Below are 25,397 nucleotides of genomic sequence, written 5' to 3' on the forward strand. Positions count from 1 at the left end.
GCAAAGGAAAAATGAAATGAAATATATTGAAAATTTCCATGATGGACTGAGAGTAGCGGATGTCTATCTGGTAAAAACTAAAAATGCAGCGATGACCAAAAATGGCAAGGAATATCTCAATGTCACGCTGCAGGACCGGACCGGCTCGATTGATGCCAAGGTGTGGGAGCCGAACTCTCCGGGGATCAATGACTTTGATGTCCTTGACTATGTTTATGTAGAGGGAAATGTCACGGTCTACAATGGCACCAATCAGCTCAGTATTCAGCGCCTTACGGTAGCACATGAGGGCTCCTACGATCCTAAGGATTATCTGCCAGTGTCCGGAAGAGATATCAACGATATGAAAAAAGAGCTGGAGCAGGATATCAGAAGCATTCAGAATCCGTATTTAAAGGAGCTTTTGAACCGGATTTTTGTTCAGGATACCGAATTTTATAAGGAATTTTGTGTACATAGTGCCGCGAAGTCGGTGCATCACGGATATGTCGGTGGTCTCATGGAGCACAGTCTCTCTGTTGCGGCGATCTGTAATTATTTTGCGGAGCATTATCCGGATCTGAACCGGGATCTCCTGATGACGGCGGCGCTCTGCCATGATATCGGTAAGGTGCGGGAGCTGACGGCTTTTCCGAGAAATGATTACAGTGATGAAGGTCAGCTCATCGGTCATATTGTGATCGGCTATGAAATGGCAATGCAGACGGCAAAGGATATTCCGGGCTTCCCTGAGAAGCTTGCGGCAGAGCTTGGACACTGCATACTGGCACATCACGGAGAGCTTGAATACGGCTCGCCCAAGAAGCCCGCGCTGATGGAAGCTATGGCGCTTGCATTTGCCGACAATGTGGATGCCAAGCTGGAAACCATGCGGGAGGCGCTTAACGCAGCCGACAAAAATGGCAAGGTGAGTGAGAACAATGGATGGATCGGCTTTAACCGGCTGATTGACAGCAATCTGCGCAGAACTAGCCATGAAGAAAAATGATCAGTTTGAAGTAACGATAGAGGATATGTCGTCCGAAGGACTCGGAATCGGCAGACAGGATGGCTTTGTCTGGTTTATCAAGGATACCGTCGTTGGAGATCATGTACTCGCGGCGGCGACCAAGGTAAAAAAAACCTACGGCTTTGCGAGACTTGTCCGGGTGCTTACGGTAAGCCCGGACCGGGTGGAGCCGCCCTGCCCGATTGCGCGCCGCTGCGGCGGATGCCAGCTGCAGGAATTAAGCTATCCTGCACAGCTTCGGTTTAAATCGGAGAAGGTGTATAACAATCTTTTAAGGATCGGAGAGGTCGAGGAGGATGTTCTGCGGCGGGCTTTTGAGCCGATCATTGGCATGAAGCATCCATTGCGCTATCGAAATAAAGCGCAGTTTCCGATTGCGAGAGACCGGGATGGAAATATCATCGCAGGATTTTATGCAGGCAGAACCCACAGTGTAATCCGCTGTGAGGACTGCCTGCTTGGCGTACAGGAAAATAAAAGAATCCTTGAGATTATCCTTACATGGATTAAGACCTATGGTATCGAGCCGTATCACGAGGAGAGCGGCAGGGGGATTGTCCGGCACGTGCTGATCCGTAAGGGCTTTGCGTCCGGGGAGCTCATGGTGTGTCTTGTGATTAATCAGGACAAGCTTCCGCATCAGGAGGAGCTCATGCGCGCATTTCAGGAGGCTGGAGACATTCGCCTGCAGAGTCTGAGCTATAACATCAATAAAGAGCGTAGTAACGTCATCATGGGACGTGAGCTTGTGAATGTCTTTGGTCCGGGATACATCGAGGATTCCATCGGCAGTGTACGTTTCCGGATTTCACCGCTCGGCTTTTATCAGGTGAATCCTGTCCAGACGGCGGAGATGTATGGTGCTGCGCTGGAGTTTGCGGACCTGCATGGTACGGAAAATGTCTGGGACCTGTACTGCGGCATTGGTACGATTTCTCTTTTTATGAGTCAGAGGGCGCGGCATGTGTATGGCGTGGAAATTATCCCGGAGGCAATCGAGGATGCCCGGCAAAATGCAGAGTTAAATGGAATTTCCAATGCGGAGTTTTACGTTGGCGCTGCGGAGGAGGTGCTGCCGGAGTGGTATGCAAAGCATCCGGAGGAAAGGATCGATGTTGTCTGTGTGGATCCGCCCCGGAAGGGCTGCGATGAACGGGCGTTGGATACAATTGTTTCGATGGCACCGGAGCGGCTTGTTTATGTGAGCTGTGATTCTGCGACGCTGGCAAGAGATGTGAAATATCTGAGAGCACATGGGTATGAACTCAAGCGCGTCCGCCCTGTGGATAATTTTCCTATGACAGTACATGTTGAGACGGTAGTATTGATGTCAAAGGTCAAAGGGAAATAGGCGCGAAAACCCTTGATTTCAAGCACTTTTCGGCTTTAGGTAGTTTCGATCAGGTGGAGACGGTAATCGCTCTGCGGTAACTTATCTATGGCGGCTTGGCTCAAAAAGTGTGAGAGTGGAGTTGCCGGATTAGATGTCACATAGTTGAAGCTGTGGATTAGATGTCAGGGGTGTTGAGTGTTCGAGATAGATGTCAGAGGAGGTTTTGTATTTGTTTAATACTTATGATATACGATCTTCTGCAAATGCCTGTAAAACATTAGTAGGACTAAGCGGAGTCGACATTTCAACTTTGGAAAAATTTGTAGGGCATGAAAGTGAATACAGATATACAGATGATTTAGTGGAAGAGGTAATAAAAAGATTCGGACATCTTCCGAGAACATATCTTGGTTTTAATTTTGTGTATTTTCACGTAACCACGAGTGCAAACGAGTGTGAAGCTATAAAGAAATATGGAATCTTAGATTTAAAGCAAGCATACCTTTGTGTCGAATCAGAACTGAGAGTTTTTTTAGATCGGCACGGGATAATAATAAATATAGAGGACGCATTATTGACATATAAAGGGAAAGCCTTTGATATTTCTTATAATGCTGGCAATTGTCCCAGAACAGGTACACAGGAATATTTATGCTGGTTGATTGGAAGAAAGTTCTATTATGATTTTACAACTTGCGGATTTTTATCGGTATGGGAAAGAAGTCCTTATGGGGGTCAGGTTCATTGCCGCCCGGAAATACTATGGGATATTGACAACCTATTAAGATTAAAATTATCTGAGGAATGGGAGCAGTCGCATTTCCCATATGAAATAGTAGCTCAAGTAAATGGTTCCGATATTGTTTTTGGCGGGGACGATGATCAGAGCGATAATGACAAAGTAGTGATGTATTTAACGATGGCTTACGATACCGCCTTTGGAGAGCCATTTGAGCATATTCTTCTGATGAAAAACGGTATTCAGATTTCTCCAGATCGAATAATTGAAATAAAACCTTTAACATGTTGGAGGTAAAGCAAACAAGCATCTCAGATAATAAGTCTGTGATGCTTGCTCTTTTTATGATTCAATTTCGATTGCAAGCCCAGATTTGAGCCGGACGGTGAAGCGGTCATCATAAACGGTGATCTGTTGGATAAGCTTTCGGATGAGGCTTTCGTCGAATTCGGTGATTTCGGATTGCTGACTTCCGATGAAGTCCTGCAACTCGGCGATGCGTTTCTGTGTCTCCTCGCGGTTGCGGGTGTCTGCCTCGGCCTGTGCTTTCTGCTCACGCAGCGTAAAGATCTCATCGGCGATGGCATCGTAGTCCTGCTTGCTGTTGGCCTTTCGGATGAGCTCATTCTGCAGCTCGTCGAGCCTTGCCTGGATATCGTCCGGGCTCATCGTGTCGGCGGTTGTTATCGCTTTTGCGATGTTCTCCTGCATCTGCCGGACATGGAAATTATAAGGCAAAATGGAATCAAGTATCCTCTGCTGTGATTGTATTAGATGCAATGATAACTTTTATAAATGGTAAACCATCAATACCAAGCCTCCTTTGGAGAAGTCGAAAAACCTTAGATTTATTCGACTCCATTATCGCAAAGGCCAGCCAGGCACAACAGGGTACTGATGGTTTGCCGTTTATGTAATAGATATAAGGACTGGGTTATTACCCGTTTGATTTCGCTTTTTTCGCACAGAAGACCCCGCGCCGTTTTCCGGGGAAAAGGGTCGTAGAGATTTTGACCGCCCCTGCCAATGTATAAGTTCACAAACAGTCCATCCGGTTTGTATTGTAATTAGCAAGACAATGAATTACAATATAACTAACAGGAGGTGTAATCAAATGAAAGATTCAACAGTAAGCGCACGTGTTGAAGCCGATGTAAAAAATGAAGCAGAAGATATCTTGCAGAAGCTTGGAGTTCCTGTCTCTGTTGTCATCAATTCCCTGTACCGCCAGATCATTTATCGTCATGGCATTCCGTTCTCACTGACTGTTCCGTCAGAGCCAAGAACACTGGATGCAATGTCGGATGCTGAGCTTGACGCAAAACTTCAGCACAGCTATGCCCAATCGACTGCAGGTGAAGGCAGACCGCTCGGGGATGTGTTCGATGATCTGGAAAGGAGCCTTGGATAAGTGAACTCCTATGAAATCATCGTCACACCGGATGCGGAAGCAGACCTTTATGAGATTAAAGACTACATAGCGGAAACCCTGCTGGTACCTGATGTTGCCTTAAATTACATCCGAGTCATCCGCAAGGAGATGGAGAAGCTTTCCTACATGGCAGACAGCATTGCGCCGGAGGAACGTGAGCCGTGGCACTCCAGAGGCGTGCGTAAGATCAGCGCGAAGAACTTCTACATCTACTATCGCCCGGATAAAGTATCCGGAAGGGTCTATGTCCTGAATGTGATTTATGCAAAGCGTGATCAGCTTAAGGCCTTAAACAAAATGAATCTCTATGATTGACAAAAGGCACGTGGAAACCGTGGCTCTGCTAACAAGAACAAATTGAAAGAGGGTTGGAAAAGCCCGTATTTAAGCTATTTCTGCGGCATCCGTCTTTCTGAGAAGAGAGGCGGGTGCCGCGTTTTCTGTCCAAAAAAATGAGAATATTGCTCTGGCGTGACTGTGGAAAGGCTATAACCGCTGGAGTATACAAACAGAGGACGGTACAGACATTATGCTGTACCGTCCTCCCTCTATTAATCGGATCCTCTTATGCAGCGTAAAAAATCTGCAAAAACATGTAACATAAATATTGATATGTAGGACCGGCACTGCTATGATAAACATGTAATTACAGATATTATATGTTAGAGCGAAGCAAATTTAAGGAGGATTCTATTATGAAGATTGCGGTTGTAGCAGCAAACGGAAAAGCCGGTAAGCTGATTGTCGAAGAAGCTGTAAATCGTGGTATGGATGTTACGGCTATCGTCAGGGGAGAAAATAAGACTGTAGCGCCCAAGACTATTACAAAGGATCTTTTTGATCTTACCAGCGAAGATCTAAAAGGGTTTGAAGTTGTTGTGGATGCTTTTGGCAACTGGACGCCCGACGCCATTCACCTCATCCCGGAGGCCACCGTTCATATGGCTAAAGTGCTTTCCGGCAGCGATGCACGCCTGCTGGTCGTAGGTGGAGCAGGAAGTCTTTATGTTAATCCTGAGCATACCAAGACAGTTGTTGATGTGACACCATTCCCAGAAGCAGCTATGCCCGTTGTAAATGGTCATGGAAAAGCACTTGAGGAGCTTCGTAAGTTTGACGATGTGAACTGGACTTATGTCAGCCCTGCCGGAGATTTTCAGGCTGATGGCGAAAGAACCGGAAAGTACATTCTGGGCGGCGAGGAACTGGTTCTCAACAGCAAGGGCAAAAGCGTGATCTCCTATGCCGATTATGCGATTGCTATGGTCAATGAGATCGAATCCGGCAAACACATAAAAGAAAGAATTAGCGTTGTAAGTGAATAACGATTCTTGTTACCTGCATTGACTTTTCTCCTGTAATTTCATATATTACAAGATGGAGGCGATGCTATGCAAATCTCAAGTAAGTTCACAATAGGAGTCCATCTTCTTGCGGTTATAGATTATCTTGGCGAAGATGAAAAAGTGACCAGCAATATTCTGGCGAGCAGCATAGGCGTAAATCCCGTCATCGTCAGAAATGTCATGGGAAACCTCAAAGAAGGGGGACTTATAAGCATCAGTCAGGGCAAAAGCGGGATATCTTTAACAAAAACTCCTGATCAGATCACCTTCTATGATGTTTACAAGGCTGTAGACAGCGTAAAAGATGAAGGACTGTTTCACTTTCATGAGAATCCGAATCCGGAATGTCCGATAGGCAGAAATATTCATAAGGCGATGGATTCAAAATTGAAAAGAGTCCAGCGGTGCATGGAAGATGAAATGAGAAAGATTACCCTTGCTGATGTGATGACGGATATTCAAAATGAACTAAAGAATGAATAGTAAAATTGTCTCTAAGCCAACATGGTTTAGGGGCATTTTTGCGTATGCGGGATTACGTTTTGTACCAAACTTTAGCATAGAAGAGAACACATATTATTCACTGCTTAGGCAAGGGCATAAATTATTAGATAAAACGTATAAAGAGTACAGACTTCAGCTTATGGATACTTTAAAGCAATCTGATGATTACTTCTATTCTATAAGGACTCCTTTGTCTATAGCGACGAACGTGTACTATAATGTTGGAACCGATATATGTCATGGTGAATATTGTGGAAACACAATAAGATTTAGTGCTTGATATTTTGACAGCCTTCGTTATAATAAAAGTAGGGAATACCCTACTTTCGTGGAAGGAGGCGAACATTATGGAAGCAATATCAGATAAGAGCACTTTTACGGATGATGCTAAGGTAATGTCGAAAGGACAGGTGACAATACCCAAAGATGTCAGAGAGGTTCTGGGCGTTGGTAATGGGGATCGTGTGACATTTGTGGTTGATCATGGAAAGGTCACTGTTGTGAACTCAGCTGTTTTTGCAATGAAATACTTGCAGGATCAGCTTAAAGGTGAAGCGGAAAAGCTGGGGCTTGAATCGGAGCAGGACGTTAACGATCTGATGAAGTCTATCAGAGATGAGGATTGAGGATAAAGGTATTTATTGACAGCAACGTCCTGTTCTCAGCCGCACTTTTTCCCGGAAGCACACCTGCAAGAGCTCTTTACAAGGCACTAACAGAACCCAATGATGCGATTGTATGCGAGATTAATATTGATGAACTGAAGAAAGTATTTAAGAGGAAAATGCCGGAAAAGATATCCGTGCTAAATACATTTCTGTCTATGCTAATGACAGCAGTCACAATCGTAAAGGTTCCAGAATCAGAAATAGCAGATGAACAGAAAATCCGGGATGAAAAGGATCGTCCAATCTTCAGGGCGGCAGTTGCATCAGGCGCCGATGTGATTTTGACTGGAGATAAAGACTTTCTTGAGTCAGGAATTACAGATCCCCGAATTGTTTCTCCGGGAGAGTTTCTGAAATAAGGTAAAAATCGTGTTGAGCATCGGTGATGAGCCGGTGCTTTTTTCGTGCCAATTTTCAGGAGGTGATGAGCTATGGCAGATCGTATCAAGGGCATAACGATAGAGCCGGAAGGCAGATAAGGCAGACGAGGTTGCAAACGGTGGCATACGTGCTATGACAAAAGGCAAAGTCCTTAGCTATTATGGTAGATACACAAAGTGCATGAGCTTTCTGTGCAGGATAGTTCCAAGATCTGTAGCAAGAAAATATGCCGAAAAGATGAATAGTTGAGAAAAACAAGCACACTGTCATTTCTGCTTGTGCAGCGTAAAGATTTCATCGGCGATGGCATCGTAGTCCTGCTCGCTGTTGGCCTTTCGGATAAGCTCCTTCTGCAGCTCGTCGAGCCGTGCCTGGATACCGTCCGGGCTCATCGTGTCGGCGGTTGTTATCGCTTTTTTGCCGTCTCGGACTATCGGGACGGCTTTTCTGTTTTTCACGAATTCCAAACATGATATACTAAGTAACGAAATTGTGCTGACGAGAAATGAATATAATTGCTACTGATTTCAAAGCCACTTGGAAGAAGACAAGATACGTATTCCAAGATATAAATCATAATTTGAGAAGGTAAGTGAATGAGATACCACGATACAAGATACCATGGAGGAATGTGATAATGTCGAAAGATGAGTATTTGATGACCGATACGCCCCTTAAAGCGTTAACGGTTTTTGCAATGCCAATGATTCTTGGAAGTTTTTTTCAGCAAATATACAATATGGCCGACTCTATTATTGTCGGCCAGTTTGTTGGTTCTTCTGCACTTGCGGCTGTTGGTGCTTGTGCTGCACTGACCAATGTTTTTATTTGTGTGGCGCTTGGTGCTGGTGTGGGCGCAGGTGTGCTTGTGAGCCGTTGTTTCGGAGCCAGGGAGTATGGCAAAATGAAAACAATCGTGTCAACCTCCTTGATTAGCTTTTTACTTCTAAGTATAGTCCTTGGTGTTTTTGGCTTTTTCTTCGCTAACTCGATGATGAGTGGACTGCAAACCCCTGCCGACATACTGGATGATGCAGTACTGTATCTGCGGGTCTATTTTGTGGGCTTTCCGTTTCTGTTTATGTATAACATTCTTTCTACCATGTTCACCTCAATTGGCGAATCCAAAATTCCGCTGGGACTGCTGATTTTTTCGTCCATCCTGAATATTTTAATGGATCTTTGGATGGTAGCCGGACTAGGTCTCGGTGTGTTCGGTGCGGCTATTGCAACCCTGATTGCACAGGGAATTTCCGCAGTGTTTTCGTTTTTGATTTTCTTTGCACGGATGCAACAATATAAAAGCCCCTTTAACAGGTTTGAACGGCAGGAGCTGTATTCCATGCTTCGCATTGCGGTGCCGACGGTTTTACAGCAGTCCACAGTGTCCATCGGTATGATGATTGTGCAGGCAGTGGTAAATCCTTTCGGTACACAGGCACTCGCCGGGTATGCAGCAACGATGAGGGTGGAAAATGTTTTTTCATTGATCTTTGTATCCATCGGCAATGCGGTTTCACCGTATGTTTCCCAGAATCTTGGTGCAAAGAAAATTGATCGTATCAAAAAAGGCTACCATGCTGCACTGGTGCTGGATCTGTGCTTTGCGGCTATTGCGTTTGTGACCATTGAAGCGCTGCATACGCAGATCTCCTCACTGTTCTTAGGAAAAGACGGAACAGCGTTTGCCTATCAGGTGTCTGGTGATTATATGAGGTGGCTTGGTTACTTTTTCATCTTCATGGGTATCAAGATGGCAACCGATGGAGTTCTTCGCGGTCTCGGAATTATGCGTCCGTTCCTCGTTGCAAACATAGTGAATCTTGCGATTCGTCTATCCGTTGCCCTAATCTGTGCACCACGTTTCGGCATTGCCTTTGTCTGGCTTGCGGTACCGGTTGGCTGGCTTGCAAACTTTTTAATCTCCTATGTGGCTCTTAGGAGATCATGGCCGACTGATAAAATGGCATCCATTAGTTAACTTCCAGTTTGTTGATGCAGAGCAGAGAAGGCAAGTCAGGTCAAATAGTGCGAGGGTTGAGTTGCCACGATAGATGTCACTATGTTGAGTTGCCAGGTTAGATGTTGAGTAGTTGTGGCTGTGGGATAGATGTCAGAACGACAACTTGATATTTGTAGGGAAGGTATTTTAGATGGAATTGAAGACGATCGACCATAAACTTACTGTCTGTAAAGTGACTGAGGTATCGAATATTAACATGAATACTGATTTCTATTTTATTGGAAAGACGGATGAAGAATTATCGTTAGTATGTAAAACGGAGGATACGCCGCAAAACACGATTGAGCGTGATGATGGATGGAGAGGCTTCCGTATACAAGGCATTCTCGACTTTTCGTTGGTTGGTATTCTGTCAAAACTGTCCGGTATCCTCGCAGAGAATCAGATAGGGATTTTCGCTGTTTCAACATATAACACAGATTACATTCTTGTGAAAGAAGAAAACTTCGAGAGAGCGTTGGAAATATTGGCTTTCAAGGGGTACAAAATAGTATGAATTCCGGTCTGTATAATACACACCAAGCCAATAAAAATGAAGGAGCAGAGAGACTGGATCTGTTGATCTCTCTCTGGTCTTGTGCATTGAATCACTCAAAAACTCATTGCTGAATGCCGGCGTACCCATAGTGATGGGAGTATTCCGGTTTGTGAATGTTTCCGTGACAGCGTTGTTCAATTTCCCGTTTCGCAGGATCTTGTTGATGGTGGAGTCGTACCATTTTGTCTTGCCCGCGCCGGTGAGGATGCCGTTCTGCTCCAGTCCTTCGGCAATCTTCTTCATGGAGAGCCCTTCGAGGTACTCGCGGTAGATCCGCTTGACGACCTCCGTCTGTACCAGAGCTGTGGCTTCATTGCTTGTCGTGTTCTTCAGGGCGTCTATCTGTTTTCTAATCTTCTCTTCCGGTCCTGATGGAAGCCGTTATCATGGGAGTCACGATCGGTACCGGCATTATTGAGAGCCTGGTCGACGCAGCACTGATGGGAATTGCCAGTATCTGAAGCAGCATTACACGTGCTGCGCCTTACGTAGAACGGTCCTGAAGCCAAAACTTCGGGGCCGTTTTGCATTTAGGTAAAATTTGAAAATGAGTATTGACACGATGTCAGAATAGATGCATTATATATACTGACACGGAGTCAGAATAAAAATGGAGGAAATGTCATGCCAAAGGGATCACCGGAATTAACAGCTGCCAGGAAAGAAGAGATCATTAATGCCTGTGAACAGCTGTATCAGACGATGAGCTTTAAAGAGATCACACTGAAAGAGATCGGGAATGTGACTTCTTTTACAAGAACTTCTATTTACAACTATTTTCAGACAAAGGAAGAGATCTTTCTGGCGCTCTTTCAGAGGGAATACGACCGCTGGAACGAAGATCTGACCAACATACTGAATGAAAATGAGCAGTTGACGAAAAAGGAGCTTGCAGAACGCATCTCCCATTCTCTGGCGGGACGGCAGCAGCTTTTAAAGCTTCTCTCCATGAATAACTTTGATATGGAAGCCAACAGCCGGCAGGAGCTGCTGACGGCTTTTAAGCATTCTTATGGCCGTTCCATGCAGCTGATATCCATGGTGGTACAGAAGTTCTGCCCGGAGATGACTGTCTCGGATATTCAGAATTTCATCTATATCTTCTTCCCTTTCATGTTCGGCATTTATCCATATACAGAGGTTACGGAAAAGCAAAGGGCCGCCATGAAGGAGGCGGGGATTAACTACGTATATCAAAGCGCTTATGAACTCATCTACAGCTGCCTGACCCGACTGCTCGGTGCTTAAAGACGGCTGACGAGAAACAATTGAAATTAATAACAAAAAGGAGTATACAGCAATGGCAAATTTACCGAAAATCGCGCTTGGCGCATGGGCATGGGGAAACGACGGAACCTTTGGAAACAGTCTGACAGCAGACAGTCTGAATCTGAACGTCATCCGCATGTGGGAAAAGGAGATGAAATAAGATGAGCAAGAAAAATTATGAATATTTCGTGACAGGCGAAAAAGCTGGCAACTGCGGTAAGATGAACTGATCCGGGAGGAAAAAACAAAATGGCAAATAAAACATTAGTAGCGGTATTTTCCGCCAGTGGCGTAACAAAGAGGGTCGGTGAAGAGATCGCCAGGATCGCGGGTGCAGACTTTTATGAGATCGTCCCGGAGGAGATCTATACTTTGGCGGATCTGGACTGGATGAACAAGAAGAGCCGCAGCAGCATCGAGATGAACGATCCATCCGCAAGACCAGAGATCAATGGCAAAGTTGCCGATATGGCTTCCTACGATACCGTGATTGTGGGTTTCCCGATCTGGTGGGGCGTAGCGCCCAGGATCATCGATACCTTCCTGGAAAGCTATGATTTCTCCGGCAAGAAACTCATTCCCTTCTGCACGTCTGGCGGAAGCGGCGTAGGCAGAAGCGACACGGCCCTTCATAAGGATGTCAGCGGCGAGGTGAAGTGGGAAAAGGGCAGACAGATCAATCGGGCAAATGAGGCGGAGATCCGCCGTTGGCTTGACGAAGTTCTGTAAGAATACGAAATGGAGGTGAGCCTTTCAATGGCTGTAAAAGAGAAAAAAGTAGAACTGATCGAGCTCCTCTATGATCTGATCTATGTCTATGCCATTTCCAGGCTTACCATGCTGATCTAAGAACCGGCTTTACCTGACCAATTACATAAACCGCTGAAAGGGGAAGCATACGTATGAAATATACAAGACTTGGAAATAGTGACTTAAACGTATCCCGGATCTGCATGGGATGCATGGGATTCGGTGATTCCGGACGGGGCCAGCACAGCTGGACCATCGACGAGGAGCATACCAGAGAAATCATAAAGCGCGGGCTGGAGCTGGGCGTTAACTTTTATGACACAGCTATTGCTTATCAGAGCGGCACAAGTGAGCAGTACGTAGGACGTGCCCTGCGGGACTTTGCTAAGCGTGAAGATGTAGTTGTCGCTACCAAGTTTCTTCCAAGAACACAGGAAGAAATCGAAAATGGCGTCAGTGGTCAACAGCACATCGAAAACATGATCAACGCAAGCCTGCAGAATCTTGGAATGGACTATGTGGACCTCTATATCTATCACATGTGGGACTGGCAGACACCGATCGAAGACATCATGGATGGTCTGAACCGCATCGTGAAGGCGGGAAAAGCCAGATATATCGGCATCTCCAATTGTTTTGCCTGGCAGATCGCCAAGGCAAATGCCCTGGCGGAACAGGAAGGCTTTGCGAAGTTCGTCTCCATCCAGGGACATTACAACCTGATCTTCCGGGAGGAAGAGCGGGAAATGGTTCCCTACTGTAATGAAGAGAATATCGCACTGACCCCTTACAGTGCATTGGCAAGCGGCAGGCTCTCCAGAAAACCGGGTGAGGGTGGCACCAAACGCGCTGCGGAGGATGCCTACGCAAAATTCAAATATGACGCAACGGCGGCGCAGGATAATGTGATCATCTCCCGAGTCGCTGAACTGGCAGATAAACACGGCGTGACCATGACGGAAGTGTCGTTGGCCTGGCTGCTCACCAGGGTGACGTCCCCGGTTGTCGGAGCCACAAAGCCTCATCATATTGAAGGCGCGGCAAAGGCGGTGGAACTTACACTGACGCCGGAAGAGATCGTTTATCTGGAAGAACCTTATGTACCGCATCCGCTGGCTGGCGTTATGGCTCAGAACAAGCCGACCGCCGCAAAAGAAAAACATGTCTGGTCCACGGGTGATCAGAAGATCGGAAAGTGAGGAATACGTAAAATGGCTGAAAAGATTGTACAGATCGCAGGAAGAAACTAGCTGGGAGAATTTGCTCCGATGTTCGCGTGCTTGCCGCTCATTGAATTTCCTGCCATAATACGTTTCTTTTTTCAAAATGCCCCAGAATCCTTCCATCGGTCCGTTATCGATACAATGTGCAACACGAAACATGCTCTGCTTCATATGATGTTTTTTCAGACGCGTCGAAAACATAGCACTCATATACTGGAAACCGCGGTCTGAGTCTACAAAAAGGATCTGGTCCCGAAATACGATATTCCGGAGATTTGATCCGGCGGGCAGCACATGCTGCCCCCATACATCTGAAACAGGCCGAAAGGCCTTCTCACATTCACAAGCAGGGCAATTCAGAGTAAACTGCGAACACAGGTGCGAAACTTTAAAAAAATTTCAATTTCGGAAGTGACAGTATGAAATAAATTGAAAGACCAGAATATATGCAGCGGCTTCTTGATCTGATGTATATCCAGGTAAGTGACGATATATCGCGGCCGGAGACCTTTGAACGTGAGTATGATCCCCTGCTTAAGATCAAAGATGCGTATCCCAAGCTTATTCTGGCCAATACCAGGCATGAGACCTATGATTATGAAGGCATTAAAATCCATAATTTATCAGACTAGCTGCTGAAGATTGAATAAAGGCAGCATGAGAGTGATAGAATTAAGCAAATTGAAGATTTGGCAAGGAGAGATTACATATGAAATATGATGTGACTATCGATAAGGAATTGTTCAGCGTCTATCCGGAGATCAGACTTGGGATCTTACGATTCCATGCAAATGTGAAAGCGCCGGATGATCGTTTCTGGGATTATATGAATGCGGAAGTCCTGCCGCAGGTGAGAAGTTGCGTGGAAGGAAAAGAGTGGAGCGAGATTCCGGGCATAAAGGGCAGCCGTTCGGCTTATAAGGCTTTTGGCAGAAACCCGGGCCGCTATAGAGTTTCATCTGAAGCTTTGATTCGCAGAGTTCGCCGTGGGGATGAACTGTATCACATCAATTCTGTCGTCGATGTGAATAACCTGATCTCTGTGAAAAGCGGCCTGTCTGTCGGGTCATATGATCTCGGCCAGATTCATGGTGCGATCAAGCTGCGCAAAGCGGAACATGGCGAAGGCTATACAGGGATCGGCAAGGATTTTCTGGATATGGAGAACATGCTTGTGCTGGCGGATGATGAAGGAATCTTCGGGTCCTCCATGTCTGATTCTACGAGGGCGATGGTCACTGACTCTGCAACGGACATTCTTGTTTTAATCTACTGTTTTGAAAACAACATTGATCTCGACACACTGCTCTGTGATGCAGAAGATGCATTTGAAAGGTTTGCCGGAGCAGAGAATGCAGAACATTGGATTGTATAAAGTCGGATTTGTCGATCAGATATGAAAAACAAAAGAAAGGATAAGCAAAATGTATTCGCTTGATGATGGTAAGTTTCAAGTGGTTTATCTGAATAATCTGGAGATATATTGACAAGATGGGACATGCCCCAGTCTGCCAGTTTTGCATGGTGACGGTTCATGCTGGAAATCATCAGACTGCCGAGGAGTCCATCTGGCTTCTGCGTCTGCTGGAGATAGTTTTTGATCAAATCCATATGGTTATTTCCTTCCTGTCAGAAGGGCTGACCCTGTTAACATCAGTCTTCCTGCTTCCTTTCTGGTCATAAACAGACCATTTGTCGTATCCATCAATTCTACTTTTTCATAACCCATATCCTTCAGCTTCTTTACAAATGCCTGCATGTCACCATATTTGCCTTTGGTAAAGATGTCATGAATGGCAAAGGCTGCAATCGCAGATATGACCAATCCTTCTGGCATCCAGTTTTTATAATCAGGTTTCATCAGATCTCCTTTTCGCATATAAGAAAGCATGTAAATTCTTATCAGTTAGCACAAGCTAACTATATCATATTCACTGCAGAATACTCACAAAAAATCATGATTTTCCGGGGACGGCTGCAGAAGAATGCGGAGTATGCCCAGTACCGCGCGGAGCGAGAACGGATGAGGGATCTTGCCAATGCGAGAAGAAATGCAGAGATGATTTTGCAAGATGACGAATTTGCTAGGACAACTGAATTAATTTCAAAATAATGCTTGACTTGGAGTTAACTCCAAGGAGTATAGTCCAGTTACAGATGACAAAGTAAGAGGCAAACTGTAAAGAGGTTGATGACGATGACGATAAAAGAAGTTTGCGAAAAATTCAATCTTTCTCCGGACACGCTGCGCTACTATGAGCGCGCAGGTGTAATTCCGGAAGTCAGAAGAACGAAAGGCGGGATTCGAGACTATTCACAGGATGATGTCAACTGGGTTGAAAATGCCGTCTGTATGCGAGGTGCCGGAGTCCCCATCGAGATGCTCATTGAGTATGTGCGGCTGTTTCAGATGGGTGATGAAACGATTGAGGCAAGACGTGATCTTCTTTTGGAGGTTCGTAGTGAAATTCAGAAAAAACTGGATCAGTATCAGGAAACGATGAACCGGCTCAATTACAAGATTTCCCGGTATGAAGAAGCCGTGAAGACGGGTGTCCTCAGCTGGGATGACGAAGATATCAAGAAGGATTTTGAGGTATAGAGTCTCGAGGACATTCAAAAGATGACTGTAATGTAAGTGCCGATGAACCATTGATCGGTAAACAGAATGAAGGTCAGGGTATAACTTGAGCCAATACGTGTGATTTAAAGGAGAAAAGACATGCAGAATTTTGATTATTGCACACCGACAAGACTGATTTTTGGTCAGGGAGCTGTGGAAAAGCTTCCAGAGGTTATGGGCAAATATGGGAAAAGAATTCTTCTGACCTACGGCGGCGGAAGTATCAAGAAGATTGGCCTTTATGACAAGGTAAAGACACTTCTCAGTGATTTTGAAATTGTGGAACTGTCCGGCATTCAGCCAAATCCCAAGTATGATCCAAGTGTCCTTGACGGCGTAAGGCTTTGCAAGGAACATGATGTAGATGTGATCCTGTCGGTTGGCGGAGGCAGTGTACTCGACTGCTCGAAGGCAATCGCAGCCGGAGCAAAGTATGATGGGGATCCATGGGATCTGATTTCCTATAAGGTAAAGGCACAGTCAGCACTTCCGATTGTAGATATTATTACGCTTGCTGCTACGGGAAGTGAATATGATTGCGGCGGAGTAATTTCCAGAACTGAGACAAACGATAAGATTGGCTATGTGGATCCGCTTCTTTATCCTGCGGTTTCGTTCCTTGATCCGACGTATACATTTACGGTATCAAGAAAACAGACGGCTGCCGGCTGCGCGGATGCCATGAACCACATCATGGAACAGTATTTCTGCGAGGATTCCACACTTCTTAACGATGGATTTATGGAGGCGGCGCTTAAGAGCCTTATGGTAAATGCAAAGAAGTGTCTGGAGAATCCGGAAGACTATACGGCAAGGGCAGAAATGATGCTTGATTGCACCTATGGATGTAACGGGATCTATTCGCTTGGAAACAGTGCGTCCGGCTGGCCCTGCCACGGCATGGAGCATGCGCTTTCGGCATATTATGACATCACGCATGGGGAGGGACTTGCGATCATTACCCCGAGGTGGATGAAGCATATCCTTAACGAGAAGACTGTAGATCGGTTTGTCAAATACGGTGTCAATGTCTTTGGAATTGATCCGAACCTGGACCGGTTTGACATTGCAAATCGGGCGATTGAAGAAACGTACCAGTTCTTCGCATCGATCGGTATCCCGATGCATTTGCGGGAAGTGGGCATTGATGAGAGCCGTATTGATGAGATGGCACATCATGTAGCAGAGAATGAAGGACTTGAAAGTGCATGGGCGCCGCTTCAAGAGAAGGATATTGCAGACATTTTCAGAGCATCCTTATGAATGACAAAGAAAACTTACTGATGAGGCAGATCCTGATTAGAAGAAATTGAAGAGGAGAAACGAAAGTATGAGTGGGAAGATTGTACAGACGGCGGGAAGAGACAGACTGGGAGAATTTGCTCCGGAGTTTGCCCATTTCAATGATGATGTGTTGTTTGGAGAGAACTGGAATAATCCGGATCTTGATCTGAAAACCCGGTGCATTATCACAGTAGTTGCACTGGTGTCATCCGGTATTACAGATTCGTCACTGACGTATCATCTTCAAAATGCTAAGATGCATGGTGTGACGAAAAGTGAAATTGCCGCGATTTTGACGCATGTGGCTTTTTATGCGGGATGGCCGAAGGCATGGGCAGCGTTCAATCAGGCGAAGGAAGTCTGGAAAGAAGAAGCTCCTGCAGAGGCAACGGAGATGGAAAAATATCAGAAGTCCCTATTCTTCCCGATTGGTGAGCCCAATGATGCTTATGCCCGTTATTTTTCTGGCAGAAGTTTTCTGGCACCGGTTTCCGCTTCGCAGATCGGAATCTACAATGTTACTTTTGAGCCGGGCTGTCAGAACAACTGGCATATCCATCATGCCAAAAGCGGCGGTGGCCAGATTCTGATCTGTGTCGGCGGAAGAGGATGGTATCAGGAATGGGGCAAGGAACCGGTTGCGATGAAGCCGGGTGACTGCGTAAACATTCCTGTTGGCGTGAAGCATTGGCATGGCGCAGCAGAGGACAGCTGGTTCTCGCATCTGGCAATAGAAGTTCCGGGTGAAGAAACATCCACAGAGTGGCTGGAAGCATCGAAATAAGACGAGCAGGGCAATTGAGTTATACAAAAGTTTGAGTGATATCGGGTGACTGATATCACTCTTTTTGCCGTCTTATTAAAAAAACCGGATAGAAAGAATCCTTTGATATTGCTGAATTATCATAATCACAAGCAGAAAATAGAGAGGAATGGTGAAGGGCTCGAGATCATCGCTTCAAGATGCATGAAGCACATACTTGGTAAAAAACAATTGTTAGAACCGGATTCTTATGTAAGGTTCCCGGACGATGCAAAATTAACATCATTCGGGAACCTTGTTTTTTGTGCCTTGCGGGGGTTATTCAGCACGCATCAGTGAGGCTGTCTCATGACAGTGATCTGCTCGTTTCTGCCATTGACCTTATCACGGGAAAAATGAGAAATTTTACGTAATCCTGAGTGCTCGTATGCTGTAAGAACCAAAGTGATAATTGCGATCGTAATGATAGTTGTCATGATGTAACCTCCTGATTCAGTATTGATTTGCGATGTGTTTCGCATTTCTTTCTTACAGCTGAGATAATAATACAGATATATACATGAGTAAAATTCTTATTTATCCTGTTTATACATTCTGATATGGAATGTATAATGGATCTGCCCTGATATCATTGAAGCAGGCAAAATCTTTATTATATAGTTGATCAGGCGAATGTCTAAGAGCCGGATATCACCGTAATTAACAGCTTAAAGAAATAGAGTGGATTTTAAGGAACAAGGAGCTTTTGCATCGTGACAGAAAAAGATATAGAACTATTAACGGATCTTTCCAAAACCCACAACATTACAAGAACCGCGGAAAGGTTGTATACGACGCAGTCAGCACTAACGAAACGGGTACAAAGTCTTGAAGAAGAGCTAGGATGTCAGCTTTTTATCAGATCAAAGAAGGGCGTCCTGTTGACACCTGCAGCAGAGTCCATACTTCCCTATGTCCGGAAGATAGAGCAAAATATGGACCAGATCCGAAATATCGCTTCCTGCTCGGACGGAGAACTCGGCGGTACCTTGAGAGTAGGTGTTGCAGTTAATCATGCGAGATATAAACTGCCAGATCTTCTTGAGGCATTTATAGACCGCTTTCCAAAGGTGGATTTGCAAGTCATTGTGAAACGCAGTCCTGATCTTTATAAGGATCTTATTTCAGGTGACACAAATTTAGTTATTATACGTGGCGATTACCCATGGACGGAAGGAGATTTCCTGCTTTGCGAAGAAGCTGTATATCTTGTAAAAGGCAGTAAAATGAAAGCCCGGGATCTCAATGATGTACCTTTCATTGAGCGAACTTCTGATGTGAGCTTTGATGCGGATGTAAGCCGATGGATGCGTGAAAACCAAATAAGAAGACATTCGGGACTTCAGATTAACGATGTTGAAACCATTATAAATATGATAGAAAGAAACATCGGCTGGTCCATACTCCCGGAAATCTGTCTTTCGGATTTTGATGGCGCCAAAGAACCTTTGTCTTTTAAATCCGGTAATGCATTTATGAGACGGACGCACCTCCTGTACAGACCAGATTATATTAAACTCCCTCAGGTACAGGCTTTTATTGAAATGCTGAAGGAGATGCGGAAATGATAGGACCCATCTACGAAGGATCATTGTATTTTTTGTGTTGTTTAGCATTTTATGCTTTTGATGATACGGTTTATGATAAAATATAAATATCTATAAACTGAGGTATGTTGTGTATTATTACAGCAAAAAAAGCAAAAAACGGAATCGCCGCCTCCATTAAAAGGGACAAAGCGTTACAAAAAGCTCCAAAATAAAATAAAGCGTGACAAACTTAAGGCAGAACGGAGTAATGTTTATCATCTTTTAGAGGAACTGGAAGCAAAGCGAAAAAATTCTGAAACGAGGCTAAACAAATGACGGAAGAACAATACACACAGGCGGAGTCCTTTTGGACCCGTAAGGATGAAATAGAAAAGAAACTGGATGCAGATACATTGTATCAATGGATTGATGAATTTTTATCCTCCCATAAGGTTCTTGCACTGGCAACCGCAGCGGAGGATTTTGTGCGCTGCACACCGCTGGAATACAGTTGGCACGATGGCGCGCTTTGGATCTTTACTGAGGGCGGGCTCAAATTCAGAGCTCTTAGGAAAAACAAGCATGTCGCAGCTGCGGTGTTTGATGCGAATGCATCCTTCGGCGGACTAAAATCACTGCAGCTCGAAGGGACAGCGGAGCCTGTTGAGCTTTTCTCCGATGCATATCAAAAGGCAGCAGCATTTCGGAAGATTCCGTTGGAAGTTCTCAGGAAACTGGAAGAACCGATGTGGCTTCTTAAGATTGTGCCGACGGAAATTATATGCCTGAATTCGGACTTCAAAAAGGATGGTTACGGCAGCCGGCAGGAGTACTATAGTTATACTAAACAGCATGTAAAATCAAACGAGCTGGGATGAGTATATGGAGGTTTTGTGATGGGTATTTCATATGGAAAGCTTGTAATAATCGGGGCGGGAAATGTCGGATCAGCGGTATTGAATTCTGTCCTGCGCATGAATATTATTGATGATATTGTGGTGATCAACCGGAACAGAGACAGGGCGCTCGGTGAAGTGCTGGACGCCAGTCATACCACAGCATTTGCCTATAGCTCCAATGCCAGCATCCGGGTGGGTGATTACAGTGACTGTAAGGATGCGCATATTATTGTCATTACCGCAGGACCATCGATACTGCCGGGTAATCATGACCGCAATACTTTACTTAAGAAAAATGTGGAGGTCATGGACTCTGTGATGAAACAGATCACAACGTATACCAGAGAAGCTGTGATTATCATGATTTCAAACCCACTTGATGTACTGACATATTATTTCCAGAAGAAGTATGACTACCCGGCAAACAAAATTCTTGGCACAGGTACGCTCCTGGATACAGCCCGTTTTAATAAGATGCTGGGCGACCTCTGCGGCGTAGATGCCAAAAACGTCGTTGGCTTTGTGCTTGGCGAACATGGCTCAACCTCGTTTATCCCATGGAATACCGTGAATATTGTCGGCGTCCCATTTGACGATCTTACAGATAAATTTGGTCTGGCATCGCCTATTGATAAAGAAGCACTGCTCAGTGAAACCAAGAGCATCGGACCGCATATTGTAGATCTTAAAGGCTATACCAGTTCGGGCGTAGCGCTGGCTGCATGCCGTATCATCGGAGCTATCGTGCGGAACGAACACTGTATTGTTCCGGTATCGACAGTAATGAGAGGACAGTATGGGTATGACGATGTTGCTATGAGCCTCCCTTGCATTTTGTCCAAAACAGGAATTGACCGCATCATTGAGCTGCCGTTGGATGCAAAGGCGATGGATGATCTGCGCATCTCGCATGACCATTTGAGAGAGTTGATCGACTTGATTTGAGATCACATGTTTTTTAACAAGCCTTTTTTAGCTCGCCCTTAGAGTTTTGTATATGCGATTTCGACGGCGGACAGCTTTGGGCTGCAAATATTCGCATGAGGGAGGAATGGTGCGTATGATACTGATGAAGTGTTTTAAGTAGGAGTTGAGGTGATGCTATGGATAAAAAAGGCCTGCTCAGCATCGGGCAGATGGCGGAGCTCAATCATACGACCATTGCTACACTCCGATTGTATGACAAGGAGGGACTGCTTATTCCGACCTACACGGATCCGGAAACGGGATACAGGTACTATGACATCCGCAAAAATGCACGACTGGATCTGATTGCCTATATGAAAGAGCTTGGGATGAGTCTCGGAGAGATCCGTTCTGTCTTAAAAAGCGGGGATCTGACGAGGATCGAGAGCATTCTCGTAGAACGGGATGAGCAGATTTACAGAGAGATCCGGGACCTGAAAATGCAGCATAATGCAGTAAAGCGGGCGATTCATGCAATCGAGCGCTATCGCAAATCTCCGGACAAGGGTACGATCTCACTGGAATTTATCGAACGACGTTATATCTGTGGGATTCCCTGCGGCAAAAATTTTTATCAGGGCGATATTCAGGATTTTGAAGATTGTCTTACGGAGTTAAGGACATCGTTGATCGCAAAACAGATTCCGGAGATTCATACTTACAGTGTGGGTACATCGATCCGGGGTGAGGATTTTGCTGCAGGCAGGTTTCTTGCAGATCAGATTTTTATATTCGCGGATTATACACTTTATAAGGAACGTCAGGATGTGCAAATTGTGGACAGTGGCATGTATGCCTGTATCTACGCAGATAATTACGATGATGAACTCTTATATGCAGGTAGACTTTTAGACTATTGCAGAGAGCATCATTACCACATTTCCGGAAATTATTTTTGTGAAATTCTCTCTGAATTTAAAATATTTGATGAGGATCAGCGGGGAATGTTTCTGCGGCTGCAGGTTCCTATCGATTTTGTGCGAGTATAATGACTCAGAAATGCACTGATAAAAAAATATCAATTTCATCTTGACTCTCATCCGACAACAGACTTTATACTGATGCCATCAAAAGTAAGGAGGACGTGAAGCAATGCGTAAAGTAAAGGTTGTTCAGTATGGCTGTGGTAAGATGAGTAAGTATACTCTGCGTTATGCATATGAGCATGGGGCTGAGATTGTGGGCGCAATTGATGTTAACCCCAAGGTTGTTGGCATGGATGTCGGTGACTGGGCAGGCCTCGGACTCAAGACCGGAGTTATCATTTCAAGTCATGCTGATGAAGTACTGGATCATTGCGATGCAGATGTTGCAATTGTAACATTGTTTAGTTTTGTTAAAGATATCTATCCCATGGTTGAAAAGTGCATGAGCCGTGGGATTAATGTCATTACCACTTGTGAGGAGGCGATTTATCCTTGGACAACAGCGGCACCGGAGGTGAACCGGCTGGATAAGATTGCCAAGGAGCATAACTGCACGATTGCCGGTACCGGTATGCAGGATATTTTCTGGGTAAATATGGTTGCCATGGCAGCAGCAGGATGCACCAGCATTTCCAAGATCAAGGGTGCATACAGCTACAATGTTGATGAATATGGCATGGCACTTGCCAATGCGCATGGCTGCGATCTGACACCGGAAGAGTTTGAAAAGAAGATTGCACATCCGGAAGTTTTTGAGGCTTCCTACGCGTGGAACTCGGTAGAAGCGATCTGCAGCAAGCTGCATCTTACGATTCGGAGTATTGATCAGAAGCATGTGCCGATTACGCTTGATCATGATATTTACAGTGAAACACTTGGAAAGGACATCAAGGCGGGACACGTCATTGGCATGTCGGCAGTGGTAACGGCAGAGACTGCACAGGGAATTACCGTTGAGGAGGAAACCATAGGCAAGGTATATGCCCCGGAGGATGGCGATATGTGCGACTGGTGGATTACAGGTGAGCCGAATCTGGAATATCATGTGGTTAAACCGGCTACTGTTGAGCATACTTGTGCAACACTTGTAAACCGTATTCCGACGCTCATCAATGCGCCTGCCGGATATGTAACTGCTGATCAGCTGGATCCGGTTTCCTATATGCCATATCCGATGGAATTTTATGTAAAATAAGGTGATTCCACAACAACAAAAGTGCTGTATTAGTAAGATATGAAAACATACACTGCTATATGCAGATTGGTAGAAATAAAACATAGAAGTTTTAGAAGGGCTGCTCTGTATGGGGCACCCTTTTTTTATTGTAGCTTTGATTACGGTTGATGCATCCCAAATCAGAAATCTATGCTCTTAAATGCTGGATAAAAATTATCATAAATAAATCTATTAAAACCCGGGCGACCACCCAGAAGATGGCACAGTCCATGGTACTGGGACGTTTCGGACGGCTTGAAGATAAATTTTTTACACTGATACCCAAGGCACTTGCGTTTAAGCCAATCTCTGATATCAAGGAATTTGTCTATACCTCTCCGATGGACGGAACCAGCGGACCATTCATAGCGGGAGGATCCCTTCTTTAAAGAGCAGCGTACGTTGTTTAACGAGATGCTGAAGACGAATAAGAAGCTTGAGCAGGAGTGCATTGTGTAATATGACATAATGCACTCCTAATTTTTTATACAATACATCTAAGTAATATACAATATAATCTATTATTTAATAAAATAAATATAGATATGGAAAATGGTATCGGTTTCAAATTCAATTAGCATTTCTTATGAAGCGATTAGAAAAAGTGCAGAAAACCACATTAAATATTCACAAAATCCACATATAACATTTGTATAAAACGATAAATATGTGAAATATAGTTAAATTCCTTTTGACAAAACGGTTTCATAGATCTAAGATTAACATTGTCAAAAGGAGAGAGGTGGTGGGTGCAGATGATGAAGCAGAAAATCACAATTGATTCTGTAGCCGAGCGGGCTGGAGTATCCAAAACCACAATCTCCCGATATCTCAATGGACGATATGACATGCTTTCCGAGGATACGAGGGCTAAGATTGAAGCGGCTATAAAGGAACTTCATTACAGACCTAACCGGATTGCACAAAGCCTGAAAGGTGGTCAGTCCCGCCTGATCGGGTGTATCGCGAGTGATATCGGAAGTCCATTTACTTCGATCCTTGTTAAGGGAATCAACAGTGTAGCGACCAAAAAGGGATATGAAGTTTTTCTGGTGGATAGTGAGGATGATCCTGAAAAAGAAATGCGGGCATTTCACAATTTTCAGGAAAGCAGGATGGATGGAATCATCATCAACTCTACAGGAGTAAATGATGAGAAGCTTCTGGAATATGCAGAGGATATCCCGACGGTGTTTGTTGATCGTCCGCCAAGTATCAAAGAAAAAGTGGATACTGTTTGTACCAATAATTACAGTTCCACCAGAGAGTGCCTCAGGTATTTAAAACAGCTTGGATATAAAAGGATCGGCCTTTTTACACAGCCGATTGGCTGTAATACTGCAAGACAATTGAGACGTCAGGGATTTACGGATAGTCTCCGCGAGGATTTCGGACTTGAGGGAGACGATGCGGTTTTCTCCTACACGTCGAGCAGGGAGTGCCTGGAACATCTACGATATTTTGTGACGCACGAGCCGGAACTGCGGCCGGCAATCCTGGCAATTAATGGTGTTGCGCTGCTGGATGTGTTGCATGCCATTAAAAAGACCGGTATCCGGATTGGTAAGGAATGCGGTGTATGCGGGTTTGATGACTGGGGCTGGGCTGATCTCATTGATCCCGGAATTACAACAATTGCGCAGGACTCCTGGCAGGAGGGCGTAATCGCGGCAGAGATGATTCTTAAGAGGATCGAGGGAGGCAAAGATGAGCCGGTTGTATTCAGAGAATTAAAAAACCGGTTGGAAATCCGTGGATCAACGGTTTCCCAGGGATGATCATGGCTGGAATGTATGGCTGAATGAGATGCGTTGCGCATTGACGTCCGGTTATGCATCGATTGCAGCAGATCTTCTGTGAATATCGTATTGTAAACAACAGATGCTTATGGGTCGGCATAATGCCGGATATGAAATGACGATTTTTGCTGAACCTGG

The 25,397-nt window shown here is 45.0% G+C and carries 31 protein-coding genes and 1 pseudogene; 27 read left to right on the forward strand and 5 right to left on the reverse strand.

Going from position 1 to position 25,397, the window contains the following annotated elements:
• Nucleotides 1–16: 16 nt before the first annotated feature.
• The 3 genes from ACTNEN_RS02615 to ACTNEN_RS02625 all read left to right on the forward strand — a co-directional run bounded on the left by ACTNEN_RS02615 (nt 17) and on the right by ACTNEN_RS02625 (nt 3,378).
• Nucleotides 17–988: a 3'-5' exoribonuclease YhaM family protein gene (locus ACTNEN_RS02615; RefSeq protein ID WP_441204513.1), complete on the forward strand. Its 972-nt coding sequence runs from the start codon at nt 17–19 to the stop codon at nt 986–988.
• Nucleotides 975–2,360 (forward strand): 23S rRNA (uracil(1939)-C(5))-methyltransferase RlmD, encoded by a 1,386-nt coding sequence (rlmD, locus tag ACTNEN_RS02620; RefSeq protein WP_441204515.1) that lies wholly within the window; start codon nt 975–977, stop codon nt 2,358–2,360. The genes ACTNEN_RS02615 and rlmD overlap by 14 nt, the downstream gene beginning before the upstream one ends.
• Nucleotides 2,361–2,571: 211 nt before the next feature.
• Complete coding sequence (locus tag ACTNEN_RS02625; protein ID WP_441204516.1) at nt 2,572–3,378, forward strand: hypothetical protein; 807 nt, start codon at nt 2,572–2,574, stop codon at nt 3,376–3,378.
• Nucleotides 3,379–3,423: 45 nt separating this feature from the next.
• Here the strand turns inward: ACTNEN_RS02625 and ACTNEN_RS02630 are convergent, their stop codons facing one another.
• Nucleotides 3,424–3,819 (reverse strand): hypothetical protein, encoded by a 396-nt coding sequence (locus tag ACTNEN_RS02630; RefSeq protein WP_441204517.1) that lies wholly within the window; start codon nt 3,817–3,819, stop codon nt 3,424–3,426.
• 376 nt (nt 3,820–4,195) lie between these two features.
• Between ACTNEN_RS02630 and ACTNEN_RS02635 the strand changes: the two genes are divergently transcribed.
• The 6 genes from ACTNEN_RS02635 (at nt 4,196) to ACTNEN_RS02660 (ending at nt 7,390) form a co-directional block, all read left to right on the forward strand.
• Complete coding sequence (locus tag ACTNEN_RS02635) at nt 4,196–4,492, forward strand: type II toxin-antitoxin system RelB/DinJ family antitoxin (RefSeq protein ID WP_441204519.1); 297 nt, start codon at nt 4,196–4,198, stop codon at nt 4,490–4,492.
• The gene (locus ACTNEN_RS02640; RefSeq protein ID WP_441204521.1) at nt 4,493–4,828 is read left to right on the forward strand and encodes a type II toxin-antitoxin system RelE/ParE family toxin; all 336 of its coding nucleotides are present in this window, start codon (nt 4,493–4,495) and stop codon (nt 4,826–4,828) included. It abuts the gene before it with no gap.
• A 380-nt stretch (nt 4,829–5,208) separates the two neighbouring features.
• A complete protein-coding gene (locus tag ACTNEN_RS02645; RefSeq protein ID WP_441204522.1) occupies nt 5,209–5,838 on the forward strand; it encodes an NAD(P)-dependent oxidoreductase in 630 nt (209 codons plus the stop codon).
• Between the two features lie 66 nt (nt 5,839–5,904).
• Nucleotides 5,905–6,342 carry an Rrf2 family transcriptional regulator gene (locus ACTNEN_RS02650; RefSeq protein ID WP_441204523.1) on the forward strand — a complete coding sequence of 146 codons (438 nt, stop codon included), beginning with the start codon at nt 5,905–5,907 and terminating at the stop codon, nt 6,340–6,342.
• A gap of 368 nt (nt 6,343–6,710) precedes the next feature.
• Complete coding sequence (locus ACTNEN_RS02655; protein ID WP_441204524.1) at nt 6,711–6,989, forward strand: AbrB/MazE/SpoVT family DNA-binding domain-containing protein; 279 nt, start codon at nt 6,711–6,713, stop codon at nt 6,987–6,989.
• Nucleotides 6,986–7,390: a putative toxin-antitoxin system toxin component, PIN family gene (locus ACTNEN_RS02660; protein ID WP_441204525.1), complete on the forward strand. Its 405-nt coding sequence runs from the start codon at nt 6,986–6,988 to the stop codon at nt 7,388–7,390. Before ACTNEN_RS02655 ends, ACTNEN_RS02660 begins: the two co-directional genes overlap by 4 nt.
• Before the next feature lie 288 nt (nt 7,391–7,678).
• Here the strand turns inward: ACTNEN_RS02660 and ACTNEN_RS02665 are convergent, their stop codons facing one another.
• Complete coding sequence (locus ACTNEN_RS02665) at nt 7,679–7,804, reverse strand: hypothetical protein (RefSeq protein ID WP_441204526.1); 126 nt, start codon at nt 7,802–7,804, stop codon at nt 7,679–7,681.
• Between the two features lie 245 nt (nt 7,805–8,049).
• On the opposite strand from ACTNEN_RS02665, the gene ACTNEN_RS02670 reads away from it, so the two are divergent.
• Together ACTNEN_RS02670 and ACTNEN_RS02675 are read left to right on the forward strand one after the other, a co-directional pair.
• Nucleotides 8,050–9,393: an MATE family efflux transporter gene (locus ACTNEN_RS02670; protein WP_441204527.1), complete on the forward strand. Its 1,344-nt coding sequence runs from the start codon at nt 8,050–8,052 to the stop codon at nt 9,391–9,393.
• A 172-nt stretch (nt 9,394–9,565) separates the two neighbouring features.
• The gene (locus ACTNEN_RS02675) at nt 9,566–9,931 is read left to right on the forward strand and encodes an ACT domain-containing protein (RefSeq protein ID WP_441204528.1); all 366 of its coding nucleotides are present in this window, start codon (nt 9,566–9,568) and stop codon (nt 9,929–9,931) included.
• Here ACTNEN_RS02675 and ACTNEN_RS02680 read toward each other — a convergent pair.
• On the reverse strand, nt 9,839–10,216 hold the full coding sequence (locus ACTNEN_RS02680) for a hypothetical protein (RefSeq protein ID WP_441204529.1): 378 nt from the start codon (nt 10,214–10,216) through the stop codon (nt 9,839–9,841). The two genes, ACTNEN_RS02675 and ACTNEN_RS02680, sit on opposite strands and share 93 nt — an antisense overlap.
• A gap of 381 nt (nt 10,217–10,597) precedes the next feature.
• Between ACTNEN_RS02680 and ACTNEN_RS02685 the strand changes: the two genes are divergently transcribed.
• The 6 genes and pseudogenes from ACTNEN_RS02685 to ACTNEN_RS02710 all read left to right on the forward strand — a co-directional run bounded on the left by ACTNEN_RS02685 (nt 10,598) and on the right by ACTNEN_RS02710 (nt 14,590).
• Nucleotides 10,598–11,221, forward strand: a complete 624-nt coding sequence (locus ACTNEN_RS02685) for a TetR family transcriptional regulator (protein ID WP_441204530.1) — start codon at nt 10,598–10,600, stop codon at nt 11,219–11,221.
• 52 nt (nt 11,222–11,273) lie between these two features.
• A complete protein-coding gene (locus ACTNEN_RS02690) occupies nt 11,274–11,402 on the forward strand; it encodes a hypothetical protein (RefSeq protein ID WP_441204531.1) in 129 nt (42 codons plus the stop codon).
• An 89-nt stretch (nt 11,403–11,491) separates the two neighbouring features.
• Nucleotides 11,492–11,971: a flavodoxin gene (locus ACTNEN_RS02695; RefSeq protein ID WP_441204532.1), complete on the forward strand. Its 480-nt coding sequence runs from the start codon at nt 11,492–11,494 to the stop codon at nt 11,969–11,971.
• A gap of 173 nt (nt 11,972–12,144) precedes the next feature.
• Nucleotides 12,145–13,191 (forward strand): aldo/keto reductase, encoded by a 1,047-nt coding sequence (locus ACTNEN_RS02700; protein ID WP_441204533.1) that lies wholly within the window; start codon nt 12,145–12,147, stop codon nt 13,189–13,191.
• Nucleotides 13,192–13,682: 491 nt separating this feature from the next.
• Nucleotides 13,683–13,847, forward strand: a pseudogene (locus ACTNEN_RS02705) (ATP-binding protein); the annotation flags it as partial.
• Nucleotides 13,848–13,924: 77 nt separating this feature from the next.
• A complete protein-coding gene (locus ACTNEN_RS02710; RefSeq protein ID WP_441204534.1) occupies nt 13,925–14,590 on the forward strand; it encodes a B3/B4 domain-containing protein in 666 nt (221 codons plus the stop codon).
• A 240-nt stretch (nt 14,591–14,830) separates the two neighbouring features.
• Here the strand turns inward: ACTNEN_RS02710 and ACTNEN_RS02715 are convergent, their stop codons facing one another.
• The gene (locus tag ACTNEN_RS02715; protein WP_441204535.1) at nt 14,831–15,076 is read right to left on the reverse strand and encodes a hypothetical protein; all 246 of its coding nucleotides are present in this window, start codon (nt 15,074–15,076) and stop codon (nt 14,831–14,833) included.
• A 336-nt stretch (nt 15,077–15,412) separates the two neighbouring features.
• Here ACTNEN_RS02715 and ACTNEN_RS02720 point away from each other — a divergent pair, with 336 nt between their 5' ends.
• The 3 genes from ACTNEN_RS02720 (at nt 15,413) to ACTNEN_RS02730 (ending at nt 17,906) form a co-directional block, all read left to right on the forward strand.
• Complete coding sequence (locus tag ACTNEN_RS02720) at nt 15,413–15,817, forward strand: MerR family transcriptional regulator (protein WP_441204536.1); 405 nt, start codon at nt 15,413–15,415, stop codon at nt 15,815–15,817.
• 120 nt (nt 15,818–15,937) lie between these two features.
• Nucleotides 15,938–17,101 carry an iron-containing alcohol dehydrogenase gene (locus tag ACTNEN_RS02725; RefSeq protein WP_441204537.1) on the forward strand — a complete coding sequence of 388 codons (1,164 nt, stop codon included), beginning with the start codon at nt 15,938–15,940 and terminating at the stop codon, nt 17,099–17,101.
• A 67-nt stretch (nt 17,102–17,168) separates the two neighbouring features.
• Nucleotides 17,169–17,906, forward strand: a complete 738-nt coding sequence (locus ACTNEN_RS02730) for a carboxymuconolactone decarboxylase family protein (RefSeq protein WP_441204538.1) — start codon at nt 17,169–17,171, stop codon at nt 17,904–17,906.
• Between the two features lie 311 nt (nt 17,907–18,217).
• Here ACTNEN_RS02730 and ACTNEN_RS02735 read toward each other — a convergent pair whose 3' ends face one another.
• On the reverse strand, nt 18,218–18,361 hold the full coding sequence (locus ACTNEN_RS02735; protein ID WP_441204539.1) for a hypothetical protein: 144 nt from the start codon (nt 18,359–18,361) through the stop codon (nt 18,218–18,220).
• A 276-nt stretch (nt 18,362–18,637) separates the two neighbouring features.
• Between ACTNEN_RS02735 and ACTNEN_RS02740 the strand changes: the two genes are divergently transcribed.
• The 7 genes from ACTNEN_RS02740 (at nt 18,638) to ACTNEN_RS02770 (ending at nt 25,238) form a co-directional block, all read left to right on the forward strand.
• The gene (locus tag ACTNEN_RS02740; protein WP_441204540.1) at nt 18,638–19,492 is read left to right on the forward strand and encodes a LysR family transcriptional regulator; all 855 of its coding nucleotides are present in this window, start codon (nt 18,638–18,640) and stop codon (nt 19,490–19,492) included.
• A 293-nt stretch (nt 19,493–19,785) separates the two neighbouring features.
• Nucleotides 19,786–20,331, forward strand: a complete 546-nt coding sequence (locus tag ACTNEN_RS02745; RefSeq protein ID WP_441204541.1) for a pyridoxamine 5'-phosphate oxidase family protein — start codon at nt 19,786–19,788, stop codon at nt 20,329–20,331.
• A gap of 18 nt (nt 20,332–20,349) precedes the next feature.
• The gene (locus ACTNEN_RS02750; protein ID WP_441204542.1) at nt 20,350–21,297 is read left to right on the forward strand and encodes a lactate/malate family dehydrogenase; all 948 of its coding nucleotides are present in this window, start codon (nt 20,350–20,352) and stop codon (nt 21,295–21,297) included.
• 158 nt (nt 21,298–21,455) lie between these two features.
• On the forward strand, nt 21,456–22,307 hold the full coding sequence (locus tag ACTNEN_RS02755) for a MerR family transcriptional regulator (protein ID WP_441204543.1): 852 nt from the start codon (nt 21,456–21,458) through the stop codon (nt 22,305–22,307).
• 103 nt (nt 22,308–22,410) lie between these two features.
• On the forward strand, nt 22,411–23,439 hold the full coding sequence (locus ACTNEN_RS02760) for an NAD(P)H-dependent amine dehydrogenase family protein (protein WP_441204544.1): 1,029 nt from the start codon (nt 22,411–22,413) through the stop codon (nt 23,437–23,439).
• 239 nt (nt 23,440–23,678) lie between these two features.
• Nucleotides 23,679–23,849, forward strand: coding sequence for a hypothetical protein (locus ACTNEN_RS02765; RefSeq protein WP_441204545.1), 171 nt, complete (start codon nt 23,679–23,681; stop codon nt 23,847–23,849).
• 366 nt (nt 23,850–24,215) lie between these two features.
• Entirely contained in the window at nt 24,216–25,238 is a 1,023-nt protein-coding gene (locus tag ACTNEN_RS02770) for a LacI family DNA-binding transcriptional regulator (RefSeq protein WP_441204546.1), read from the forward strand.
• Nucleotides 25,239–25,397: the final 159 nt, after the last annotated feature.

Origin of the sequence: Oribacterium sp. HCP28S3_H8 (assembly GCF_052064775.1) — a bacterium.
Lineage (GTDB): Bacteria > Bacillota > Clostridia > Lachnospirales > Lachnospiraceae > Oribacterium.